The following is an 18,886-nucleotide window of genomic DNA, read 5'->3' on the forward strand; positions in this document are numbered from 1 at the left end:
CCACGGGAGAACAGGCCGTGCGCACCATCGGCGCGTCGCGCTCGGCCCGAGCGAGCTCCTACCCATGGTGCAGAAATCAACCCTGTCCTGGCGTCCGCCTGCTCAACCACCGGCCGCAAGAGCGCAGCCGAGAACGAGGACCCGGTCGGCCCCGGCCCGTGAACGGCGAACATACGCCGCCGACGAACTGGCTCCTCGATGCGGCCATGCGGCGACACTTCACCACAACCGCGTCCTGCTCCTGGGAGTCCTACCACTGAGCGCCGGCAGGAGTCGGCCACCCCGGGGGATCAGGACGCGAGACATGCAGAAGTACGCGATCGTCCAGCACATCACACGGTTCCTCTGGCCATGGCATGGTGCCAGGCGACAGCCGCCCACGTCCGTCCGGCGACTGGTGGGGCTCTGGCTGTTCACGCTTGCCTTCGGCGCCGGGTTCACCGCGCTCGGCTGGGATGATTCCGACGGCAGCTTCCTCATGGCGCTGCTGCTCCTCTTCCATATCGTCGACGACATCAGCGACGGGGTACCGCACCGCTGGCCGGCCGCACTGGCCGCGGCAACAGTCCTGTGGGGCGCCACCCGGCTCACCAGCGCCGTCCTGCCCCACTCCTTGGACAATGCCTGGGCGCAGAGCGTCGCCGCCGCTGTCGGTGTCACGCTCGGGCTGGCAGTGAGCGCCGCGATCACAAGGCTTCCGGAGCGCCGACCACATCGGCCCGTCAAGGGACACGACTCCGGGTCGGCGGACAAGACTCTCGGTAAAGGACATGGCCGCCGACCCCGGTGACAACAAACCTGCCTTTGTGACACCTACAGCGTTTCGGCTCACGAACACGGACGGCTGTGAGTGTTCCGGTGCTTCGGGTACCGGTAGACGCATGACTGATGTGGTGCAGGCGGGACTGTGGGGACTGGTGGCCGGATCGGCGCTGTTGCTCGGCGCGGTGCTGGGATACGGGGTGCGGATCCCGCAGAAGGTGATCGCGACGGTGATGGCGTTCGGAGCCGGGGTGCTGCTGTCCGCGGTCTCCTTCGAGCTGATGGACGAGGCCTACGGGCAGGGCGGGCTCGGCCCCGCCGCGATCGGCACGCTGGGCGGTGCCGGTGCCTACACGCTCGGCAATGTCTGGCTGGCCCGGCGCGGGGCCCGGCACCGTAAGCGTTCGGGCGGCGGACGGGGCCCGTCGCAGCCCGCGGAAGGTGAGCAGAGCGGGTCCGGTACGGCGCTGGCGCTCGGCGCGCTGCTGGACGGGGTGCCGGAATCGGCGGTCATCGGTGTCAGCCTGCTCCAGGGCGGGGCGGTGAGCCTGGTGACCGTCGCGGCGGTGTTCATCAGCAACGTACCCGAGGGTCTGTCGAGTTCGGCGGGTATGAAGCGGGCGGGACGCGGCAAGGCATACGTGTTCGGGGTGTGGGCGGCGATCGCGGCGGCCAGCACGGTCTCGGCCGTCCTGGGCTACGCGGTGATCGGCGCGTTCTCCCCGGCGGTGATCGCCGCCGTGACGGCCGTGGCCGCGGGCGCGATCCTCGCCATGGTCGCCGACACGATGATCCCGGAGGCGTTCGAGGAGGCGCATCTCGCGATCGGTCTGGTGACCGTATGCGGGTTCCTGGTCTCGTTCGCCCTTTCCCACGTGTGACTTAAGGTCCGCACATATTCGTTGCTCGCCGGCCGCCACGACGCTTATGGTCCCGATCATGCTGCCCGCGGTGGAGACGGATGGGGAAGAGGCCGCCGTCGTCCCCGACGAGGCGGTGCTCCGGGCCTCGGCGCACGATCTGCGCGTCCACCTGGGTGTGGCCGGCGCACCGTAGTACCGATTTTCGGAAGGGTCAACTCCTGACTCGGTCCCCCCATTTGGCTCGGAAAACCGGCGACACACCACCCGTCACGACGTGGGGAAATGGGCCAGGCACCCTGGAAGTATCGCTGAACGTAGCGCCGTTTCCGATGGCCGCGCCTCGCAAAGGTCGGCCGGTTCGTTTCACGGGCCGTGCTGCTCAATGGTCGGCGATGTGGAACTCCATCCATTCGATACCTGGGACCAGGAAGCGGGAACCAGCGTTTGCGGCAGCGACTCCTTCGAACCCATTGCCAGGCCCTGGAGCTAGGAGGGCCCAGGGTGTTGCAGCTCTCCATGCGTAGCACAGGGTTGCGAGAAGAGCTGTCTCCGGCGTGGAGCACTGGAGGGGGGAGCTCAGCCGTATCTCGGCGAGCTCTGGGAACTTCCAGTACCGCCCGTAGCTCTCGAGCCGGACGGTGCTGTTCAAATGCACGGAGAGGTGCGCGACTACGCCTTCGGCGCCACGACGATTGGCGACTCGCGCATGACAGCGCCACCAGATTGTTTCGAACATGCGAGAGACCGTAGGCGCGTCACGTACGAGATTCTGCTCTATTTGCGAGACAGCGGCGGTAGACCAGGGCTGCCGCGAGGTCGACAAAAGCGAGGAATTCTCAGCCTTTCGCTCGTAGCCGCGATCGAGCCGACGGCAGCCCGCCAGCCAGGGCACCGCCCTCTCAATGACCCAGCAGTGCCGACCGAAGTGAGGGCGCAAGGCCCTTGCGGTGTCGCAGCTACCCGTGCCCGACATCCGGCGGCCCGCGAGCGATGGTCCGAAGCTGCCGCTCGCGGGCCGGCTCGCTCTCATCGCCGCCGCCCCTGCGAGTCACCCGGCACCGCCCGGCCACCGCGGGGTCAGGGAGGGGTTCCAGCCACGCGAATAAGCCAACTCTTGACTATCGATTGACCATCTCTTTACCTTCGTGGGGACGGGTGATCGTCATGCGGCGATCCCTCGATGCAGCACGCCCAATCTCTGCGATCTCAGGAGGTTCCACCATGGAGCAACTCATCAAGCGCATGACGGAGGAGTCGGTGTGGCGCAAGTGGATGGCCGCCAACTCCGCCCAGGGCGCGAAGGACGGCTGCATCAGCGCCACGCCCAAGAGCGGCTGCATCAGCGCCACCCCCAAGAGCGGCTGCATCTCCTGACGCTCTGACGTCCCACCCTGTCGGCGTGGCGGTCGCCGCGCCGACAGGTTCCGCTCCCCCGCCGTCGACCGTTCCGGAGAGCAGCCCGTGAACCGCCTGCCGAGTGCCGACGTCCTGGACAAGGTGCGCGACATCCCGATCTACCGTGCTTCCGTCGAGCGCGGCCACTTCCCCATCCTGGAGAAGCCGGAGATCGCCCGAGGCTTCCCCGACAACTGGATGACTCCCGAACTGGCCCGCGCCCTGGACGCGGGCGAGGCCGAGTTCGTCCTGTCCACCGGGACCAACCACGCCCGTATGCAGCTCATCCGGCCGCCGTACTTCCTGCTCCGCTCCTACTACCGCCTGTGGAGCGAGCATCCCGACCTCGGCACCTCGTGGCACGACGGCGCCAGGCGAGTCTCACTGACCACCGTCCTCGCCACCGAACACGTGGCCCGGGTGAACGCCCGCAAGCCCGGCACCACCCGCGGTGAACGCTGGCTCGACGACCGCACGCTGTACCTCAACCGCCGCCTGGACCCCGCCGACTGGGACCGCGCCGAAGTCGAGCGCATGCTCGCCGAGATACGCGAGGTGTCCACCGCCCACCCCGACGGCGCCTACCTGCTGGACTGCTCCGGTTACCACTTGGCCCACCTGGTCCGCAAAGTCGACGCGTGGGGCCTGTGGGAGGGCTTTCCCCGTCCGGCCGGCATCGTGCACGCCTACGAGTACACGCCCTCGAACGTCCGCGGGTACCTGCGCGCCCACTTCGGCTGCCCGGTGATCGACCTCTTCGGCAGCACCGAGCTCGGCTACCTCTTCTACAGTGACGCCGAAGGCCGCTACCGGCCCTACCTACGGGACATGAGCGTCGAACTCATCCCTGTGGAACCGGGCAGCGGCATCCACAGCCTCATCGTCACCAGCGTCCGCAACCCGTACATGCCCCTGATCCGCTACCGGTCCGGTGACTGCGTCCGCACCCGCGACGGCAGCGCCGACCCGGATCGGATCGTCTCCTTCTGCGGGCGGGAGAAGGAACTGCTGCCCACACCCCAAGGGCGGGTCTCCCAGGCCGACCTCGACACCCGTATCACGGACGTCTGCACCCGTGTCTTCCTGCACCGGCTCCGCCTGTCCGGCGAAGGCGAGTGCCACCTGTCGTACACGACCTTCGACGACACGCCGCTCACGGCCGACGAGGCGGCCGAACTGTCCGCGTCCGTCAGCGCGCTGACCGGACGCGCCTGCCACCTGGAGCACCGCGCCGACATCCCGATCGGGCGCTCCGGCAAGTACGCCTGGCTGACCGCGCCCGACCCGTCCTGATCCCACCCACCATCCGTCGCCCCCGTCCGCGCACGCCACTCCCGCGCGCGCGGCGGTCCGGCGCGCCCGGCGACGAACCTCCCGAAGGAGCCCCATGCCCACGTCCGCACCCCCCTCCCCCACGGACAGCACCGCCGACCGGGCGCCCGGCGCCGAGGAGCTGCTCGGCCCGGCCCTGCACGAGGAGGTGGTGCGGCACTTCGCGGCCGGGCCGGACGCGCCGGCCGAATCCGTCGTGCGGCACCAGGTCCGCGAATGCCTGCGCTACCTGTACCTCGTCTCCCGCCACCCCGACCGACTCGGCGGCCTCTTCCTGCCGGTCGAGCAGGACATCGACGAGATCTGGCACTACCTCATCCTCCAGACCCGCGAATACCGCGAGCTGTGTGAACAGCGACTGCCGGGCGGCCACTTCATCCACCACCGGAGCATCTCCTACGCCGACTACCAGGAAGCTCCCGGACGGGAGAGCGCCGCCGAGGAAGCCCTTCGCTGGGTCCCCCTCTACACGGCGGCGTTCGGGCCTTTCGACGTCGACGCCCTGCCGCACTGGACGATCGTGCGGTTCCTGCACGACGAACTCCACATGTCGCTGGAGGAGATAGCGGCACTGGCGGGCGGCCCGCAGATGTCGGGCGGGCAGACCCCTGGCGAGCAGAGTCCTGGCGGGCAGACGCCTGACGGTCAGACCTCTGACGGCCATACGCTTTCGGTGCGGGATCACGCGTGACCCAGACGGCCCCGCCGGCCGCGGCGTCGGGTTTCTCCCGGGGACAACGCCGCGCCCTGTCGGTACTCGGAGTGTCGCAGGCACTCGGCGGCGCCGGCATGGCGGCGGGCATCACGGTCGGCGCTCTGCTCGCCCAGGACCTGCTCCGCTCGACCAGCCTGACGGGGCTGCCGGCCGCGCTGTACACCATCGGCGCTGCCCTCGGGGCCGTGGCGCTCGGCCGCGTCTGTCAGCGGTTCGGACGCCGCTCGGGTCTGGCCCTCGGCAACGGAGTGGCCGCGCTGGGCAGCGCGGGGGTGGTCGCGGGTGCCGCGGCCCGCTGGCCCGCCCTGCTCCTGGTCGCGCTCTTCGTGTACGGGGCGGGCACGGTCACGGGGCTGCTCGCGCGTTATACGGGAGCCGACCTCGCCCCGCCCGAACGGCGCGGCCGGGCCGCCGGCATCGTGCTCTTCGCCATGACGCTGGGCGCGGTCGTGGGCCCGAACCTGATGGGCCCCACCGGCGCCGTCGCCGAAGCCTGGGGCATTCCCCGGCTGGCGGGCCCTTTCCTGCTGGCGGTGGCCGCCTACACCGCCGCCGCCCTGGTGCTGCTGGTGTGGCTGCGCCCTGATCCGCTGCTCCTGGCCCGGCCCCGGGAACCCCGTGACGCCGGGGCTGAGCCCGAGCCCGGGCCTCGCGCACCCGGCCCCCGCGGACCAGTCCTGCGTGCACCCGGTGTCATCACCGGCGCCACCGTACTGGTCGTCGCTCAACTGGTGATGATCGCCGTCATGACCATGACTCCTGTCCATATGACCGGCCACGGCCAGGGAACACAGGCGGTGGGGCTGGTCATCGCCCTGCACGTGGGGGCGATGTTCCTGCCGTCGCCGCTGAGCGGACTGCTCGCTGACCGGTTCGGAGGGCGACGGGTCGCCGCCGCGGCCGGTGCCGTGCTGCTGGCCGCCGGTCTCGCCGCCGCGCTGGCCCCACCGGCCTCCGTCACACCGCTGGCCTGCGCGCTCGTCGTTCTCGGCGTGGGCTGGAACCTGGCCCTGCTCGGCGGCACGGCCCTGATCACCGACGCCGCCCCCGCCGAGAACCGCGCCGCGGTCCAGGGGATGGCGGACGTAGGGATGTCCGTGGCGGGCGCGACGGGCGGCATGGTCTCGGGCCTGGTGATGGGTGGCGGCGGTTACCCGGTGCTGACGGCGGCGGCCGGGGCCCTCGCCCTCGCGGTGATCCCTGCGGTGGCACTGAGCGGCACACGCCGACACCCGCGAAAGGGGCCGGGCGCGCACGGCGGCGCGTCCGCGTGACGCGTCACGGCGAGGACAAGCACCCCAACTCCCCCTGCCTTCCCCGCTCCCTTCCCCTCCGTTCCCCTCCGGAAGAAACAGGAGAATGCCGATGGCTGCCACTCCCGACCCGCTTACGGCCGCCCACACGGTCGATGCCGTCATCGTCGGAGCAGGTCTCTCCGGCCTCTACCAACTCCACCGGCTGCGTGCACTCGGCCTGACGGCCGTGGTCCTGGAGGCGGGTGACGACATCGGCGGAACCTGGTACTGGAACCGGTACCCCGGTGCCCGCTGCGACATCGAGAGCATGTCCTACTCCTACTCCTTCTCCCCGGAACTGGACCAGGAGTGGCAGTGGAGCGAGCGGTACGCCTCCCAGCCGGAGATCCTGCGGTACATCCACCACGTCGCGGACCGGTTCGACCTGCGCGGGGACATCATGCTGCGCACCCGGGTCAACCGCGCCACGTACGACGGGACCAGTCACCTCTGGCGGGTCCGCACAGACACCGGGCAGGTCGTCACCGCCCGGTTCGTCATACTGGCGACCGGTTGCATGTCGGTTCCCAAAGACCCCGGGATACCTGGCGCCGACAGCTTCACGGGCCCCGTCCACCACACCGCCCGGTGGCCGCGCGAGGACGTCCCGCTCACCGGCAAGCGGGTCGCCGTCATCGGGACCGGGTGCTCAGGTGTCCAGGCCATCCCCGTCATCGCAGGTGAGGCGGCCACCCTCACGGTCTTCCAGCGCACCCCGGCCTACGTGCTGCCGGCCCGCAACCATGCGCTGCGGGCCACGGAGATCGCGCAATTCAAGGCCCGCTACCCGGAGTTCAGGCGCGCCCAACGGCTGTCCCGGGGCGGGACCGTCTTCGAGCCGCCGACCCGGTCGGCCCTGGAGGCGGACGAGGTGGAGCGCACGGCCGCGTACGAGGCCGCCTGGGACTCGGGCCTGCTGAACGGACTGCTGCGCACCTACACCGACATCCTGACCGACGAGGCGGCCAACGAGACCGTCGCCGAGTTCGTCCGGTCCAAGATCAGGTCGATCGTCACCGACCCGGCGACGGCCGAACTGCTCTCGCCCCGCACCTTCCCGTTCGCGGCCAAGCGTCCCTGCCTGGGCACTGACTACTACGCCACCTACAACCTGCCGCACGTGAAGCTGGTGGACCTGCGCACGACCCCGATCGAGACGATCACGCCCCGGGGCATCCGGACCACGGACGGGGAGCACGTCCTCGACGTCATCGTCCTCGCCACCGGCTTCGACGCCCTGACCGGCTCCCAACTCGCCATCGACATCGTGGGCAAGGGCGGCGTGACGCTCCGGGAGAGGTGGGCCGACGGGCCCCGCAACCATCTGGGTCTCGTCTCGGCAGGCTTCCCCAACCTCTTCACCGTCCTGGGGCCGCTCAGCCCGTCCGTGCTCAGCAACATCGCGGTGTCCCTGGAACAGCAGGTCGAGTGGATCACCGACTGCATCGCCCACCTGCTCGACAACGGCCTCACGGAGATCGACGTCGCCCCGGAGGCCGAGGCGGACTGGGGCGTGCGCGTGGCCGGACTCGCCGCCCGTACGCTCTACCCGGCGGCCGACTCCTGGTACACCGGAGCCAACGTCCCGGGCAAACCCCGCGTGTTCCTCGCCTACGCGGGCGGCCTGGACCGCTACCGGGAGGAGTGCGACACCGTGGCCCGCGACGGCTACACCGGCTTCGTCCTCTCCCCCTGAACTATGGTCCGCAACGCGGTGCGTGAGCGCGCATCGGCGGCTGGAGGAACACCGGCGTGCGAGCGGCGCTGGGTGTGACGCTCCAACAGCTCTCCCTGGGCACGTATCCCGCCTCTTCGCCGAGCCTGGCTGTCACCCCGGCACGCACGTCGACCGGTACGGTGCGCGGCGGCGACGCTTGCGGACACGGATTCGGCAGCCCCCCGGACCTCTCTGGAGCGGCCGGCCGTCGTGCATGTCGCCACGGGGACGGCGCCCGGCCGCTGGAAGACGCACCACCTGTTGGCCCGTCCGCGCGGTGATCCCGGCCCGGGTGAAGGCGCCGGCCGCGACCACGGCGCGCGGAGTCCGGAGGGTGCTGGCGCGGGTGGTCAGCAGATTGCCGCCACCGGTGGCTTCAGTGAGGGCGCCGGCCGGCACGCGGATGACGTGCGGCAGGCTCTCCAGGGCGGCGTCGAGGGTGGCCAGCCAGACACGGGCGTCGAGGAAGCCCTCCTGGGGCAGGTACCAGGCACGCAGGGCGCGGTCGTTGTCCAGCGGGTGAGCCGGGGGTGTCCCGGCGCCGACCTCCTGGCAGTCCAGCCGGTGCTCGGCCGCCGCCTGGGCGATCGCCGTGAAGGAAGTGTCGTCCAGGGGCGAGGAGACGGCATCGAGGACGACGAACGTGCCCGTGCCGTAGCCGTCCACGGGCGGGGCACCGGGACCCGCGCAGGCGTGCCGGCCCGAGGCGTGGCGGGCCGGGCTCGCCGTCGATGTCGCGCCCGCCACGCCTCCGCCGGCGTCAGGTCACCGGGTCCAGGAAGGTCAGGACCGAGGCGTCCTCCTCGATCAGCGGGGCGAGCGCGGCGTTGAACGGGCCGCCGTAGGGGGCCTTGAGGTGTGCCTGGAACGCCGTCTCGTCCTCGTACACCTCGAAGATCCAGAAGGCGCGGGACCGGGATGCCTTGGTGTAGACCTCGAAGGCGAGGTTGCCGTCTTCCTCGCGCACCTCCTTGGCGTACTGACGGACCAGGCGGGCGATGTCGGCCTCCGCGCCCTCACGTGCGGTGAATTCGGCGAGCAGAGTCTTTTTCATGGGGGTGTGTCCTGTGTGTGGAAGGGGTCGGGATCGTGTCAGTGGTGGGCGGAGTCCAGATGCCAGATGCGGGCCTGGTCGAGGGTCGCCGAGCCGTTCTCGGCGAAGACCTCCACTCCCTGGCTGGCCGGGTCCGGGAAGATCTGGTCGGTGAGGGCTGCCTCGCCGTCGCCGCCGAAGACCTCGACGGACGACCAGTCGACCAGGACGCGCAGCTTCACCTTTCCGTTCGTCGGCTTCAGCGGCGCGCGCTGTACGCCGGGGAAGGCGTCGCTGAAGTCCACGGCGCCGGAGCGGGTGCGGTCGACGTACAGCTCCTGTGTCGTGGGGTCGTAGCCGATGACGGTCTCCTCGCCGCCCGCACCGGTGCGCACCTTCAGGCCGAAGCGGTCGGCGTCCCCGAGGGAGAACGTCGCCTCGATGTCGAGTGCCTTCCCCGCGGCCGGCCGGCCGCCCAGGGGCTGTGCGGTGTTCTTGACCGTCACACCGGTCGCTGTCACCGCGGTTCTCTGCCGCAGGGACTTGAGGCTGTTCACCGGTTCGCTGGTCAGCCGGATCCGGCCGTCGACGGTGCGCAGGGCCATCTGCCGGGGAATGCTCTGCGCGCTGCGCCAGGGAGTGGTGGGGATGGCGCCGCCGTACTCCCAGTTGTTCATCCAGCCGATCATGTAGCGCTTGTCGCCCGGCGCGTTCTCCCATGACACGGCGGCGTAGTAGTCCTTGCCGTAGTCGGCCCAATGGGCGCGCTGCACCACGGACTTGGCCGGTGCGTCGGCAGCGGTGAACTGGTCGGCCAGGACGTGCCCCATGCCCGCGGTGTTCATGTCGACGATCTGGACCTGCGCCTTCTTGCCCTTGTACGGGCGCAGGTCGAAGGAGGCCCAGTCGAGAGTCTCGGTGTCCGAGCCGGTGGCGGTGCGGACCACCGTGCCGTCGACGAGCAGGTTGACGGCTGTCTCCTGGGAGACGGGCCGGGCCTTGGTGTCGGACAGCACGATGTGGTCGACGTTGAGATGGCCCCAGCCGCCGGTGTTGTCGTCGACAATTCTGATCCGCGCCTTCTTGCCGGCGAGGTTCTTGACGTCCCAGGCGGCCCAGTTGAGCGCTTCCGTGTCCTTGCCGGTCGCGCTGCGCACCACCTGGCCGTCCACGAGGAGTTCCACGGCGGTGGGGTTGTCGGAACCGGCCGGGTGGTTGCCACCGCCGACGAGGAAGTCGACGTAGTCCTTGTCGATGGTGAACTCCGGCGAGGTGAGTGTGCCGGTGGTGGAGTCGCCGTCGCGGAAGCTGTTGGCCAGGCCGCCGCCCAGGTATCCGGAGACCTCCTGCTGGCCCGGGAGGGTGCCGGTGGCCGGTGCCGGGCCGAAGGCGTCGCCGGTCGTCGCCCAGTCACCGTAGCCCCCGCCCTCGAAGTCGGCGAGGACCGTCCCCGCGGGCGGGTCTGCCCGCTCCAGGACCGTGCCGTCCTGGTGCGGGTGGCGCCCGCCGCCGACCTTGAAGTTCAAGTAGGCGCTCTCGACGGTGAAATGCGGTGAGGTGAGGACGCCGGTGGTGCGGTCACCACCGTGGAAGCTGTTGGCAAGGGCTGCGCCGTCGAAGCCGGTGACCGCGCTCTGTCCGTCCACGGCACCCGCCGCGGGGCCGTCGCCGAACGCGGTGCCGCCGGCCGTCCACGTACCGAATCCGGCGCCTTCGAAGTCCTGCCGGACGGTGCCGGGAGGCGGGGTGTACGCGCCCGTGTCCTCGGCCGTGAACTTCTTGCCGTCGAAGTCGCCCACGAAATACTGGGCGCCCGACCCCCCGGCGATGCCACCGGGGTTGAGGTTGACGACCAGCACCCACTTGGTTCGCTTCTTGTCGCCGTCGACCGGGAGGGGAAACAGGTCGGGGCACTCCCACACCCCGCCCGTCGCGCCCGCCGGGCCGAACTCGCTGAGCTGCTTCCAGTCCTTGAGGTTCTTGGACGAGTAGAAGCGCACCTTGTGCTCGGTGGAGAGCGAGACCGTCATCAGCCAGCTCTTCGTCGGCTCGTACCACTGGACCTTGGGGTCGCGGAATTCCTTGGAACCGATGTCCAGTACGGGGTTGCCCCGGTACTTGGTCCAGGTGCGGCCGCGGTCGGTGCTGTGGGCGAGCGCCTGCGCCTGGATGCCGGTGGCCTTGTCGACGCTGGTGTAGATCGCGACCATCGGCGGGTTCTGCTTCGTGCCGAACCCGGTGGTGTTGTCCCGGTCGACGACCGCACTGCCGGAGAACACCATCTCCTTGTCGTCGTGCGACAGCGCGAGCGGAAGCTGCTTCCAGTGCACGAGGTCCGTGCTCACCGCGTGCCCCCAGGACATGTCGCCCCAGGAGTTGCCGTTCGGGTTGTACTGGTAGAAGAGGTGGTACTCGCCCTTGTAGTGGACGAGGCCGTTGGGGTCGTTCATCCAGTTCTTCTGCGGGGTGAAGTGGAACTGGGGCCGGTAGGTCTCGGAGTACGGGGGCGTGTCCGACGCCGCGGCGTGCGGTGTCAGCGGGGTGGCGCAGAGCGCGCAGACGGTCGCCGTCGCCGCGATCAGCCGTCTGTGGGCAGGCCGGACTACACGTACAGGGCTCATGAGGTCTCCACGGAAAGAGGGGATGTCATCGATGACTTGTGTCATCGATGACATCGCGGCGAGCCGATGATGGGCGCGATGCGGTCACCGCGTCAACGGTTCGCGCACACCGTCCCGTTGACGAACCCTCCACCCGTCAGGCGCGCTCGGCCGTGACAAGCTGCTCCACCTGGCTCTGCCAGGGTGGGTTGGCACCGGGAACCGAGCAGGTCAGAGCGGCGACCCGGGAGGCGAACCGGCAGGCGTCCGCCACGTCGTCGAGACGGAGGTGCGTCAGCCGGCCGCCGAGGAGTCCGCGGGCGCCGAGATGGTGCAGCAGACCGGCGGTGAAGGAATCCCCCGCGCCGACCGTGTCGACGACGTCCGCCGGCACGGCGGGTACCAGGAAGCGTTCGCCGTCCAGCGAGGCCAGGACGCCGTCGGCGCCACGCGTGACCACGACGAGCCGCACCCCGGCCGCATGCCAGACGTCGCACGCCTTGTCGGGCGAGGAGCCGGGGAGCAGGAGCTCCAGGTCGTCCTCGCTCAGCCGCAGCACATCGGCCAGGTGGCACCAGTGCGCCAGGCGGGCGCGGTAGACCTCGGGCCGCACCAGGAGCGGCCGGACATTGGGGTCGATGCTGATCGTCGCGCCGGGGGCGGCGGCCGCGAGGAAATCCTCCACGGCCGCCGCTCCCGGCTGCCGCACCAGAGCCAGGGAGCCGGTGTGCACGCAGGCGGTCCCGGACAGGTCCACCCGCGCCAACTCCCCCGGCGTCCACTGCCAGTCGGCCGTGTTCTGCGCGTGGAAGGAGTACGCCGCCTGCCCCTGGGCGTCCAGCTCCGCCACGGCCAGCGTGCTGGGCTCGTCCGCCTCGACGGCGTACGTGAGATCCACGCCGGACGCCTCCAGATGCCCTCGGAACAGCCGGCCGAACACGTCCCCGGACAGGCGGGCCAGGAGTCGGGCCGAGGTGCCGAGCCGGGCCAGTGCCACCGCCGTGTTCGCGGGTCCGCCGCCCGGCTGTACGCGCAGCGCGAGCTCGTGCGCGGTCGGCGCCGACTCGGTGAAGGCATCGGCGACGCACTCTCCCAGGACGGTTATCTGACGTGAAGTCATGGGCTGCTCTTCTCTCGGGACGGAGGGGGAAAGACACATCGCGGCACGCCTGCCGGTCGGCTCCGCCGGATCGGCGCTCGACGAGCGTTGCCGATTTGTGACGGGCGGAAGGCATTGACGTTGCCGGGATCGGGAGTCCATCATCCTCGCCAGGCAGTGTCAACGATGACATAAGTCAACGATGACATCTCGGGCAGCCGCATCGTGAACCCGGCCCGTGCCGTTCGTCATCCCACAGGAGTCGCCATGTCTCGTACCACGCGTATGTCCCGCTCCGTTCCAGGAGCCGTCGCCGTCACCGCGGTCGCCGCCCTCGCACTGACGGCCTGCGGATCAGGCTCCGGAGCGAGTTCCGCCGCCGGTGGCGGTACGGGCAAGGTCAAGGTCGGCCTGATCACGAAGACCGACACCAACCCGTTCTTCGTGAAGATGAAGGAGGGCGCGGAGAGGTCCGCGAAGGAGCACGACGCTCAACTCCTCACTGCCGCGGGCAAGTTCGACGGCGACAACGCCGGTCAGGTCACGGCCATCGAGAACATGGTCGCCTCCGGCGTGAAGGGCATCCTGCTGACTCCCAGTGACTCCAAGGCCATCGTCCCGGCGATCGAGAAGGCCCGAGCCAAGGGCGTTCTGGTCATCGCCCTGGACACCCCGACCGATCCGCAGCGCGCGGCCGACGCCCTCTTCGCGACCGACAACCTTCACGCCGGCGAGCTGATCGGTGAGTACGCCAAGTCCGCCATGAGGGGCAAGACCGCGAGGATCGCCACCCTCGACCTCGCCCCCGGTGTCTCGGTCGGCGTCCAGCGGCACGACGGCTTCCTCAAGGGCTTCGGCATCGGCGCCGAGGACAAGTCGATCGTCTGCTCCCAGGACACCGGCGGCGACCAGGCCAAGGGCCAGACCGCGATGGAGAACTGCCTCCAGAAAGACCCCGGCATCAACCTCGTCTACACCATCAACGAGCCCGCCGCCCTGGGCGCCTACACCGCGCTCAAAGCCAAGGGCCGGGAGAACGACGTTCTGATCGTCTCCGTCGACGGTGGCTGCACCGGCGCCCGGGCGGTCAAGGACGGCAAGATCGCCGCCACCTCGCAGCAGTACCCGCTGAAGATGGCCGAGCAGGGCGTCGACGCCGTCGTGAAGTACGCCAAGGGCGGCAAGAAGGCGTCCGGTTACACCGACACCGGCGTCACCCTGATCACCGACAAGACGCAGACCGGCGTCACGTCCAAGGACACCGGGTTCGGTCTGAAGAACTGCTGGGGCTAGAGCCGACCGGCGGACCAGGCCACACCACCTGTCCGCCCCTCCCCGTCCGCCGCTCCTCCCTCTCCCCCGCGCCCTCGCCGTCCGCCGGCACGGTCGGGCACGAACACCTTCTGTCTTCCGACAAGGACTTCGCATGACAGCCACCACCACGCCGTACGCCGAGCTGAAGACACCGACCACGGTCCGCAGACTGCTCACGGCACCGACCACCGGCCCTCTGGTCGCTCTCCTCCTTGCCTGCGCCTTCTTCTCCCTGTCGACCGACCAGTTCCTGACGGGCGGCAACTTCTCGCTGATCGTGCAACAGGTCATGGTCGTGGGCACCCTCGCCATCGGCCAGACGCTGATCATCCTCACAGCGGGCATCGACCTGTCGTGCGGTGCGGTGATGGCGTTCGGCAGCATCATGATCGCCAAGATGGCCGCCCAGGGAACGCTTCCCCCACTCGTCGCCATCGCGCTCGGCCTGGCCGTCTGCGCGGGATTCGGGCTGCTCAACGGGTTGCTGGTGCAGAAGATCCCGCTGCCTCCGTTCATCGTGACCCTCGGCATGCTCAATGTGGCGTTCGCGCTGACGCACATCTACTCCGAGGAACAGACGATCACCGACCTGCCCGGGCCGCTGACGGCGCTCGGCCGGACGTTCCCGCTCGGCCGCACCGACATCACGTACGGCTCCCTGGTCACCATCGCCCTGTTCCTCCTCCTCGCCTACAGCCTGAGCAGCACCGGCTGGGGACGGCATGTCTACGCGCTCGGCAACAGCCAGGAGGCGGCGCGCCTGAACGGCATCCGCACCTCCCGCCTGACCATCGGCATCTACGCCGTCGCGGGCCTGCTGTACGGGATCGCCGCCCTGCTGCTCGTCTCCCGCACCGGAGTCGGCGACCCGCAGGCTGGCCAGACGGACAACCTCGACAGCATCACCGCCGTGGTCCTCGGCGGCACCAGCCTCTTCGGCGGCCGGGGGTCGGTGCTCGGCACCTTCATCGGCGTCCTCATCGTCGGTGTCTTCCGCAACGGGCTCCAGTTGATGGGCGTCGCCTCCATCTACCAGACGCTGATCACCGGGGTGCTGGTGATCCTCGCCGTGACCGTCGACCAGATCTCCCGGAAGAGGGCCCGATGACCACCACCCACTCCCCCACCCCCGTCCTGCAAGCCCGCGGTCTGGTCAAGCGCTACGGCCATGTCACCGCCATCGACGGCGCCGACTTCGACCTGCTGCCCGGCGAGGTCCTCGCGGTCATCGGCGACAACGGAGCGGGCAAGACCAGCCTGATCAAAGCCCTCACCGGTGCGGTGGCCCCCGACGAGGGCGAGATACGCCTCAACGGCGAACCGATCCAGTTCTCCGGCCCGCAGAGCGCTCGTGCCCACGGCATCGAGACGGTCTACCAGGACCTCGCCGTGGCCTCCTCCATGGACATCGCCTCGAACATGTTCCTCGGCCGCGAACTGCGCCGCCCCGGCGTCCTCGGCACCGTCTTGCGCATGCTGGACAAGAAGCGCATGCGCCAGGAGGCCGCCGAGCACATGGCCGACCTGAAGATCGGTCTTCGCTCGCTCACGCAAGCGGTCGAGACCCTTTCGGGCGGACAGCGCCAGGCCGTCGCGGTCGCCCGCTCCGTCGCCTGGGCGCGCTCCGTCGTCGTCATGGACGAGCCCACCGCCGCCCTCGGCGTCAAGGAGTCGGGGCAGGTCCTCGATCTGATCCGCAGGGTCCGCGACAAGGGCATGCCCGTGGTCCTCATCAGCCACAACATGCCGCACGTCTTCGAGATCGCCGACAGGATCCACGTCCACCGGCTCGGCCGGCGAGCCGCGGTGATCAAGCCGTCCGACTACACCATGGCCGAGGTCGTCGCCATCATGACCGGGGCGCTCACGCTCGACGACGCCGGGGATACTGTCGTAGCGGACTCCGAGGCGGCGAAGGCCGCGGGAGTCCGCGCCGACTGACCACACCACTCAACGCACTCACAGGTTCCGGCCGGGCGCGCGGCCGGAACCGACGAGCAAGGGGGCCATCTCCTCCATGGCAGCGAACCGCCGCCCGACGCTGGCTGACGTCGCCCGGGAAGTGGGCGTCAGCGCCAAGACCGTCTCCCGGGTCCTCAACGAGGACGGCCCCGCCTCGGCCCAGACCAGGGAACAGGTGCTCGCCGCCGTCACCAAACTCGGCTTCCAGCCGAACCTGATGGCCCGCAACATCCGCGTCGGCGGCCCCGACACCACGATCGGCCTGGTCATCCCCGATCTGGCCAACCCGTTCTTCGGAACCGTCGCCCGCAGCATCGAGGACACCGTCCGAGACCGCGGCCTGACGCTCCTGATGGGCTCCTCCGCGGACGATCCCGAGCGCGAGCGCGCGCTGACGGACAAGTTCCTCGCCCGCCGCGTCAGCATCCTGATGGTCGTGCCGTCCGTCGGCGCCGGCCACGCCCACCTCAAGACCCACCGCGCCACGGGTCTTCCGATCGTCTTCATCGACCGTCCGGGCACGGGCCTGGCCACAGACAATGTCGTCAGCTCCAACCGCACGGGCGCGCACGACGGCGTCATGCACCTCATCACGCATGGCCACCGCCGCATCGGCTTCGTCGGCGACCTCCCCGCCAAGCTTTATACGCGCCGGGAGCGCCTGGCGGGCTACCGCTCGGCCCTCCAGGAAGCCGACATCGACTACGACCGCTCACTCGTCGCCAACGCCCACGACCAACAAGGCGCCGAAGCGGCGGCCGCCCACCTCCTCGACCTGGCCGATCCCCCCACCGCCCTGTTCGCCGGCAACAACATCATGGCGCTGGGCATCGTCGCCGAACTCGCCCGCAGCAAACGCAAGCACGTCGCGATCGTCGCCTTCGACGACGTGTCGCTGGCCGACGTACTCGAACCAGCCTTGACCGTCGTCGCCCAGGATCCCGAGGAAATCGGCAGAGCGGCGGCGAGGACGGCCCTGTCCCGCCTCGACGGCGACCGCTCCCGCGCGCGCACCGTCACCGTCCCCACCCGCTTGATCGTCCGCGGATCCGGCGAGCAGCCTGTGCCGGTGCGGACCTCGACCGTGCTGTGACCGGGATGGTCCACCGTGGCCGGGAGACGGCTCACGGGACGAGCGCGGTCCGCGAGGCGACTGGTATTACTGGTGCATGCAGGAAGAGCAGGAAGAGACCGCGCGGTCCGCGATCGACACGTTCATCTCCGCGTTCAACGCCTCGGACGACAGCTATGTGACCGCGCTGCTCTCCCAGGCCCTCACCTCGGACGTGGTCTTCTGGGGACCGTTGGGCCGCAGTGAGGGGATCGAGGCGGTCGAGCGGTTCGTGCTGGACATCCGGCGCCACCCCGCGGGGACCGGAACGATGGTGCGCTGTTCGGCGGTGGACATGCCGGGCGAGTGGGCCCGGTACCAGTGGGTCTTCACGACGCCGGACGGGGGCCCCCGCCTGGCGGGAACGGACGTCGTGCATCTGCGGCGGAGCCTCATCGACCAGATCATCGTCTTCGCGGGGGAGATCGAACCGTCCGCCTCCTGAGTCATGCTCCTCCGGCGCCGTTCTGTCATCGATGCGCACAGCGTGGTGACTGCCCATCTCGTCGACGAGCAGGGCCAGCCGACGCCGCGTTCCCGCGAGCAGGAGACGTCGACACCCGGGCCTTTCCTGCCCTGGCTGATCCGGGCGTTGGTAGCCTCGTCGGCTACCTTGTTGCGTCACCCGTCGGCGTGGCCGTGTCGGCCTGGTTCCTCTCCAGGGCGAACGTTGCCTGATGCGGCGCTAGCTGTCCTCGTCGAGGGGGACGGGACTACGGCGTCCCAGCTTCGCCGACTTCCGGTTGTACCCCTTCGTGTCCCACCACTCTTCGAGATGGGCACGGACGAGCCGCACGAGCTGGCGCAGCCGATCGGGAGGGGGCGCGGGCGAGGTGAGCACATCGGCCCAGGACTTGTCGTCCCAGGGCAGCGTGACCACCCACTGTTCCTCCGGGTGGCCCTGGCGTCCGACGGACAGCTCGTACGTCAAGGTCACGCTGCGGTCCGCATGCTGCTCGACCGACAACCGCGCGACATCGAACCGCACTCCGTCAGCAGTCACGTAGGAGCCGCTCAGCGCTTGTTCTGCCGGCGTCCGTCCGGCTGAGGTCTGTCCTGCCATGGACCCGAAAACGCCCTTTCTGCCTCGTCAGCGTCCCCCTCCCCCGTTTCTAGCAGTGAGCGGCGCCGACGGCAGCCGTCTGGTTGACCCTGTAGGCGGTGAGCAGGCTCCAGGAGAAGCCGGTATGAGTACGGCTGCCGCGAATGCCGGGCAGGCCGCGGACGGTATGCGAGGTCGGCGTGGGCACCACGGCTCTCGCGTCCGCGGCAGAGCACGCGGCCAGCGCATCAGTAACACGGGCGCGCGCAGCAGGAGATGAGGGACGCATGTGGGCGACCGCACCTCGTCCGCTGCGCGCACGACTGGCTGACGGATCGTCAGGTGATCGTCGGCGGATTCCGGGGGGCCACGGTGCCCCGGCTCTCGCCCCCCTACCGATCCTGCTGCACGTTGAAGGTGCGCCCGCCGCGATCGGCCGGGTTCTCACAGCACGGCTCCCCGTCCGCCCGGCCCCGGCGATCGCCGTCCTCACCCGAGCGCTCACCTCAGCCGCCCGCCACGTACCGCCATCACCTCTGCCGTCGAAACCTTTCGGACCGGAGGGCGAATGACGCAGAGGGGTTGACGCGCCCCGACGGTCACCCACCATCCTTAGCGTCCGAGCAGTCGTTACACGTTCGAAACA

At 69.8% G+C, this 18,886-nt stretch carries 16 protein-coding genes and 1 pseudogene; 12 read left to right on the plus strand and 5 right to left on the minus strand.

Annotated features, from left to right (window positions below; genetic code table 11):
- The first annotated feature begins 304 nt into the window (after nucleotides 1-304).
- The 7 genes and pseudogenes from ACIRF8_RS09165 (at nucleotide 305) to ACIRF8_RS09195 (ending at nucleotide 8,058) form a co-directional block, all read left to right on the plus strand.
- Entirely contained in the window at nucleotides 305-790 is a 486-nt protein-coding gene (locus ACIRF8_RS09165; protein ID WP_404212583.1) for a hypothetical protein, read from the plus strand.
- Nucleotides 791-881: 91 nt separating this feature from the next.
- A complete protein-coding gene (locus tag ACIRF8_RS09170) occupies nucleotides 882-1,643 on the plus strand; it encodes a ZIP family metal transporter (protein WP_404212585.1) in 762 nt (253 codons plus the stop codon).
- A 1,203-nt stretch (nucleotides 1,644-2,846) separates the two neighbouring features.
- On the plus strand, nucleotides 2,847-2,999 hold the full coding sequence (locus tag ACIRF8_RS09175; protein WP_404212587.1) for a hypothetical protein: 153 nt from the start codon (nucleotides 2,847-2,849) through the stop codon (nucleotides 2,997-2,999).
- Between the two features lie 87 nt (nucleotides 3,000-3,086).
- A complete protein-coding gene (locus tag ACIRF8_RS09180) occupies nucleotides 3,087-4,313 on the plus strand; it encodes a hypothetical protein (protein WP_404212589.1) in 1,227 nt (408 codons plus the stop codon).
- Between the two features lie 94 nt (nucleotides 4,314-4,407).
- Nucleotides 4,408-4,926, plus strand: a pseudogene (locus ACIRF8_RS09185) (hypothetical protein); the annotation flags it as partial.
- Between the two features lie 113 nt (nucleotides 4,927-5,039).
- The gene (locus ACIRF8_RS09190) at nucleotides 5,040-6,341 is read left to right on the plus strand and encodes an MFS transporter (protein ID WP_404212591.1); all 1,302 of its coding nucleotides are present in this window, start codon (nucleotides 5,040-5,042) and stop codon (nucleotides 6,339-6,341) included.
- 91 nt (nucleotides 6,342-6,432) lie between these two features.
- On the plus strand, nucleotides 6,433-8,058 hold the full coding sequence (locus ACIRF8_RS09195) for a flavin-containing monooxygenase (RefSeq protein WP_404212593.1): 1,626 nt from the start codon (nucleotides 6,433-6,435) through the stop codon (nucleotides 8,056-8,058).
- A gap of 132 nt (nucleotides 8,059-8,190) precedes the next feature.
- Here ACIRF8_RS09195 and ACIRF8_RS09200 read toward each other — a convergent pair whose 3' ends face one another.
- From ACIRF8_RS09200 to ACIRF8_RS09215, 4 genes are all read right to left on the minus strand, one after another.
- Nucleotides 8,191-8,826: a hypothetical protein gene (locus tag ACIRF8_RS09200; protein WP_404212595.1), complete on the minus strand. Its 636-nt coding sequence runs from the start codon at nucleotides 8,824-8,826 to the stop codon at nucleotides 8,191-8,193.
- A 13-nt stretch (nucleotides 8,827-8,839) separates the two neighbouring features.
- On the minus strand, nucleotides 8,840-9,133 hold the full coding sequence (locus ACIRF8_RS09205; protein ID WP_404212597.1) for a putative quinol monooxygenase: 294 nt from the start codon (nucleotides 9,131-9,133) through the stop codon (nucleotides 8,840-8,842).
- A gap of 38 nt (nucleotides 9,134-9,171) precedes the next feature.
- Nucleotides 9,172-11,733: a GH32 C-terminal domain-containing protein gene (locus ACIRF8_RS09210; RefSeq protein WP_404212599.1), complete on the minus strand. Its 2,562-nt coding sequence runs from the start codon at nucleotides 11,731-11,733 to the stop codon at nucleotides 9,172-9,174.
- Nucleotides 11,734-11,869: 136 nt separating this feature from the next.
- Entirely contained in the window at nucleotides 11,870-12,832 is a 963-nt protein-coding gene (locus ACIRF8_RS09215; RefSeq protein WP_404212601.1) for a carbohydrate kinase, read from the minus strand.
- 246 nt (nucleotides 12,833-13,078) lie between these two features.
- Between ACIRF8_RS09215 and ACIRF8_RS09220 the strand changes: the two genes are divergently transcribed.
- From ACIRF8_RS09220 to ACIRF8_RS09240, 5 genes are all read left to right on the plus strand, one after another.
- Nucleotides 13,079-14,104, plus strand: coding sequence for a sugar ABC transporter substrate-binding protein (locus ACIRF8_RS09220; RefSeq protein WP_404212603.1), 1,026 nt, complete (start codon nucleotides 13,079-13,081; stop codon nucleotides 14,102-14,104).
- A gap of 133 nt (nucleotides 14,105-14,237) precedes the next feature.
- Nucleotides 14,238-15,233: an ABC transporter permease gene (locus ACIRF8_RS09225; RefSeq protein ID WP_404212605.1), complete on the plus strand. Its 996-nt coding sequence runs from the start codon at nucleotides 14,238-14,240 to the stop codon at nucleotides 15,231-15,233.
- Entirely contained in the window at nucleotides 15,230-16,066 is an 837-nt protein-coding gene (locus ACIRF8_RS09230) for an ATP-binding cassette domain-containing protein (RefSeq protein WP_404212607.1), read from the plus strand. Before ACIRF8_RS09225 ends, ACIRF8_RS09230 begins: the two co-directional genes overlap by 4 nt.
- 76 nt (nucleotides 16,067-16,142) lie before the next feature.
- Nucleotides 16,143-17,180 (plus strand): LacI family DNA-binding transcriptional regulator, encoded by a 1,038-nt coding sequence (locus ACIRF8_RS09235; protein ID WP_404212609.1) that lies wholly within the window; start codon nucleotides 16,143-16,145, stop codon nucleotides 17,178-17,180.
- A gap of 76 nt (nucleotides 17,181-17,256) precedes the next feature.
- Entirely contained in the window at nucleotides 17,257-17,643 is a 387-nt protein-coding gene (locus ACIRF8_RS09240) for a nuclear transport factor 2 family protein (RefSeq protein ID WP_404212611.1), read from the plus strand.
- Nucleotides 17,644-17,883: 240 nt separating this feature from the next.
- Here ACIRF8_RS09240 and ACIRF8_RS09245 read toward each other — a convergent pair whose 3' ends face one another.
- Nucleotides 17,884-18,201 (minus strand): hypothetical protein, encoded by a 318-nt coding sequence (locus tag ACIRF8_RS09245; protein ID WP_404212612.1) that lies wholly within the window; start codon nucleotides 18,199-18,201, stop codon nucleotides 17,884-17,886.
- Between the last annotated feature and the right edge of the window lie 685 nt (nucleotides 18,202-18,886).

The sequence above is a fragment of the Streptomyces sp. NPDC102406 genome, from assembly GCF_044765725.1.
Lineage (GTDB): Bacteria > Actinomycetota > Actinomycetes > Streptomycetales > Streptomycetaceae > Streptomyces.

Excerpts from the sequence above, each read along its gene's own strand:
- ACIRF8_RS09165 (WP_404212583.1), top strand. The coding sequence starts at position 305 with ATGCAGAAGTACGCGATCGTCCAGCACATCACACGGTTCCTCTGGCCA.
- ACIRF8_RS09205 (WP_404212597.1), bottom strand. The coding sequence starts at position 9,133 with ATGAAAAAGACTCTGCTCGCCGAATTCACCGCACGTGAGGGCGCGGAG.
- ACIRF8_RS09230 (WP_404212607.1), top strand. The coding sequence starts at position 15,230 with ATGACCACCACCCACTCCCCCACCCCCGTCCTGCAAGCCCGCGGTCTG.
- ACIRF8_RS09175 (WP_404212587.1), top strand. The coding sequence starts at position 2,847 with ATGGAGCAACTCATCAAGCGCATGACGGAGGAGTCGGTGTGGCGCAAG.
- ACIRF8_RS09195 (WP_404212593.1), top strand. The coding sequence starts at position 6,433 with ATGGCTGCCACTCCCGACCCGCTTACGGCCGCCCACACGGTCGATGCC.
- ACIRF8_RS09225 (WP_404212605.1), top strand. The coding sequence starts at position 14,238 with ATGACAGCCACCACCACGCCGTACGCCGAGCTGAAGACACCGACCACG.
- ACIRF8_RS09240 (WP_404212611.1), top strand. The coding sequence starts at position 17,257 with ATGCAGGAAGAGCAGGAAGAGACCGCGCGGTCCGCGATCGACACGTTC.
- ACIRF8_RS09215 (WP_404212601.1), bottom strand. The coding sequence starts at position 12,832 with ATGACTTCACGTCAGATAACCGTCCTGGGAGAGTGCGTCGCCGATGCC.
- ACIRF8_RS09170 (WP_404212585.1), top strand. The coding sequence starts at position 882 with ATGACTGATGTGGTGCAGGCGGGACTGTGGGGACTGGTGGCCGGATCG.
- ACIRF8_RS09210 (WP_404212599.1), bottom strand. The coding sequence starts at position 11,733 with ATGAGCCCTGTACGTGTAGTCCGGCCTGCCCACAGACGGCTGATCGCG.
- ACIRF8_RS09235 (WP_404212609.1), top strand. The coding sequence starts at position 16,143 with ATGGCAGCGAACCGCCGCCCGACGCTGGCTGACGTCGCCCGGGAAGTG.
- ACIRF8_RS09220 (WP_404212603.1), top strand. The coding sequence starts at position 13,079 with ATGTCTCGTACCACGCGTATGTCCCGCTCCGTTCCAGGAGCCGTCGCC.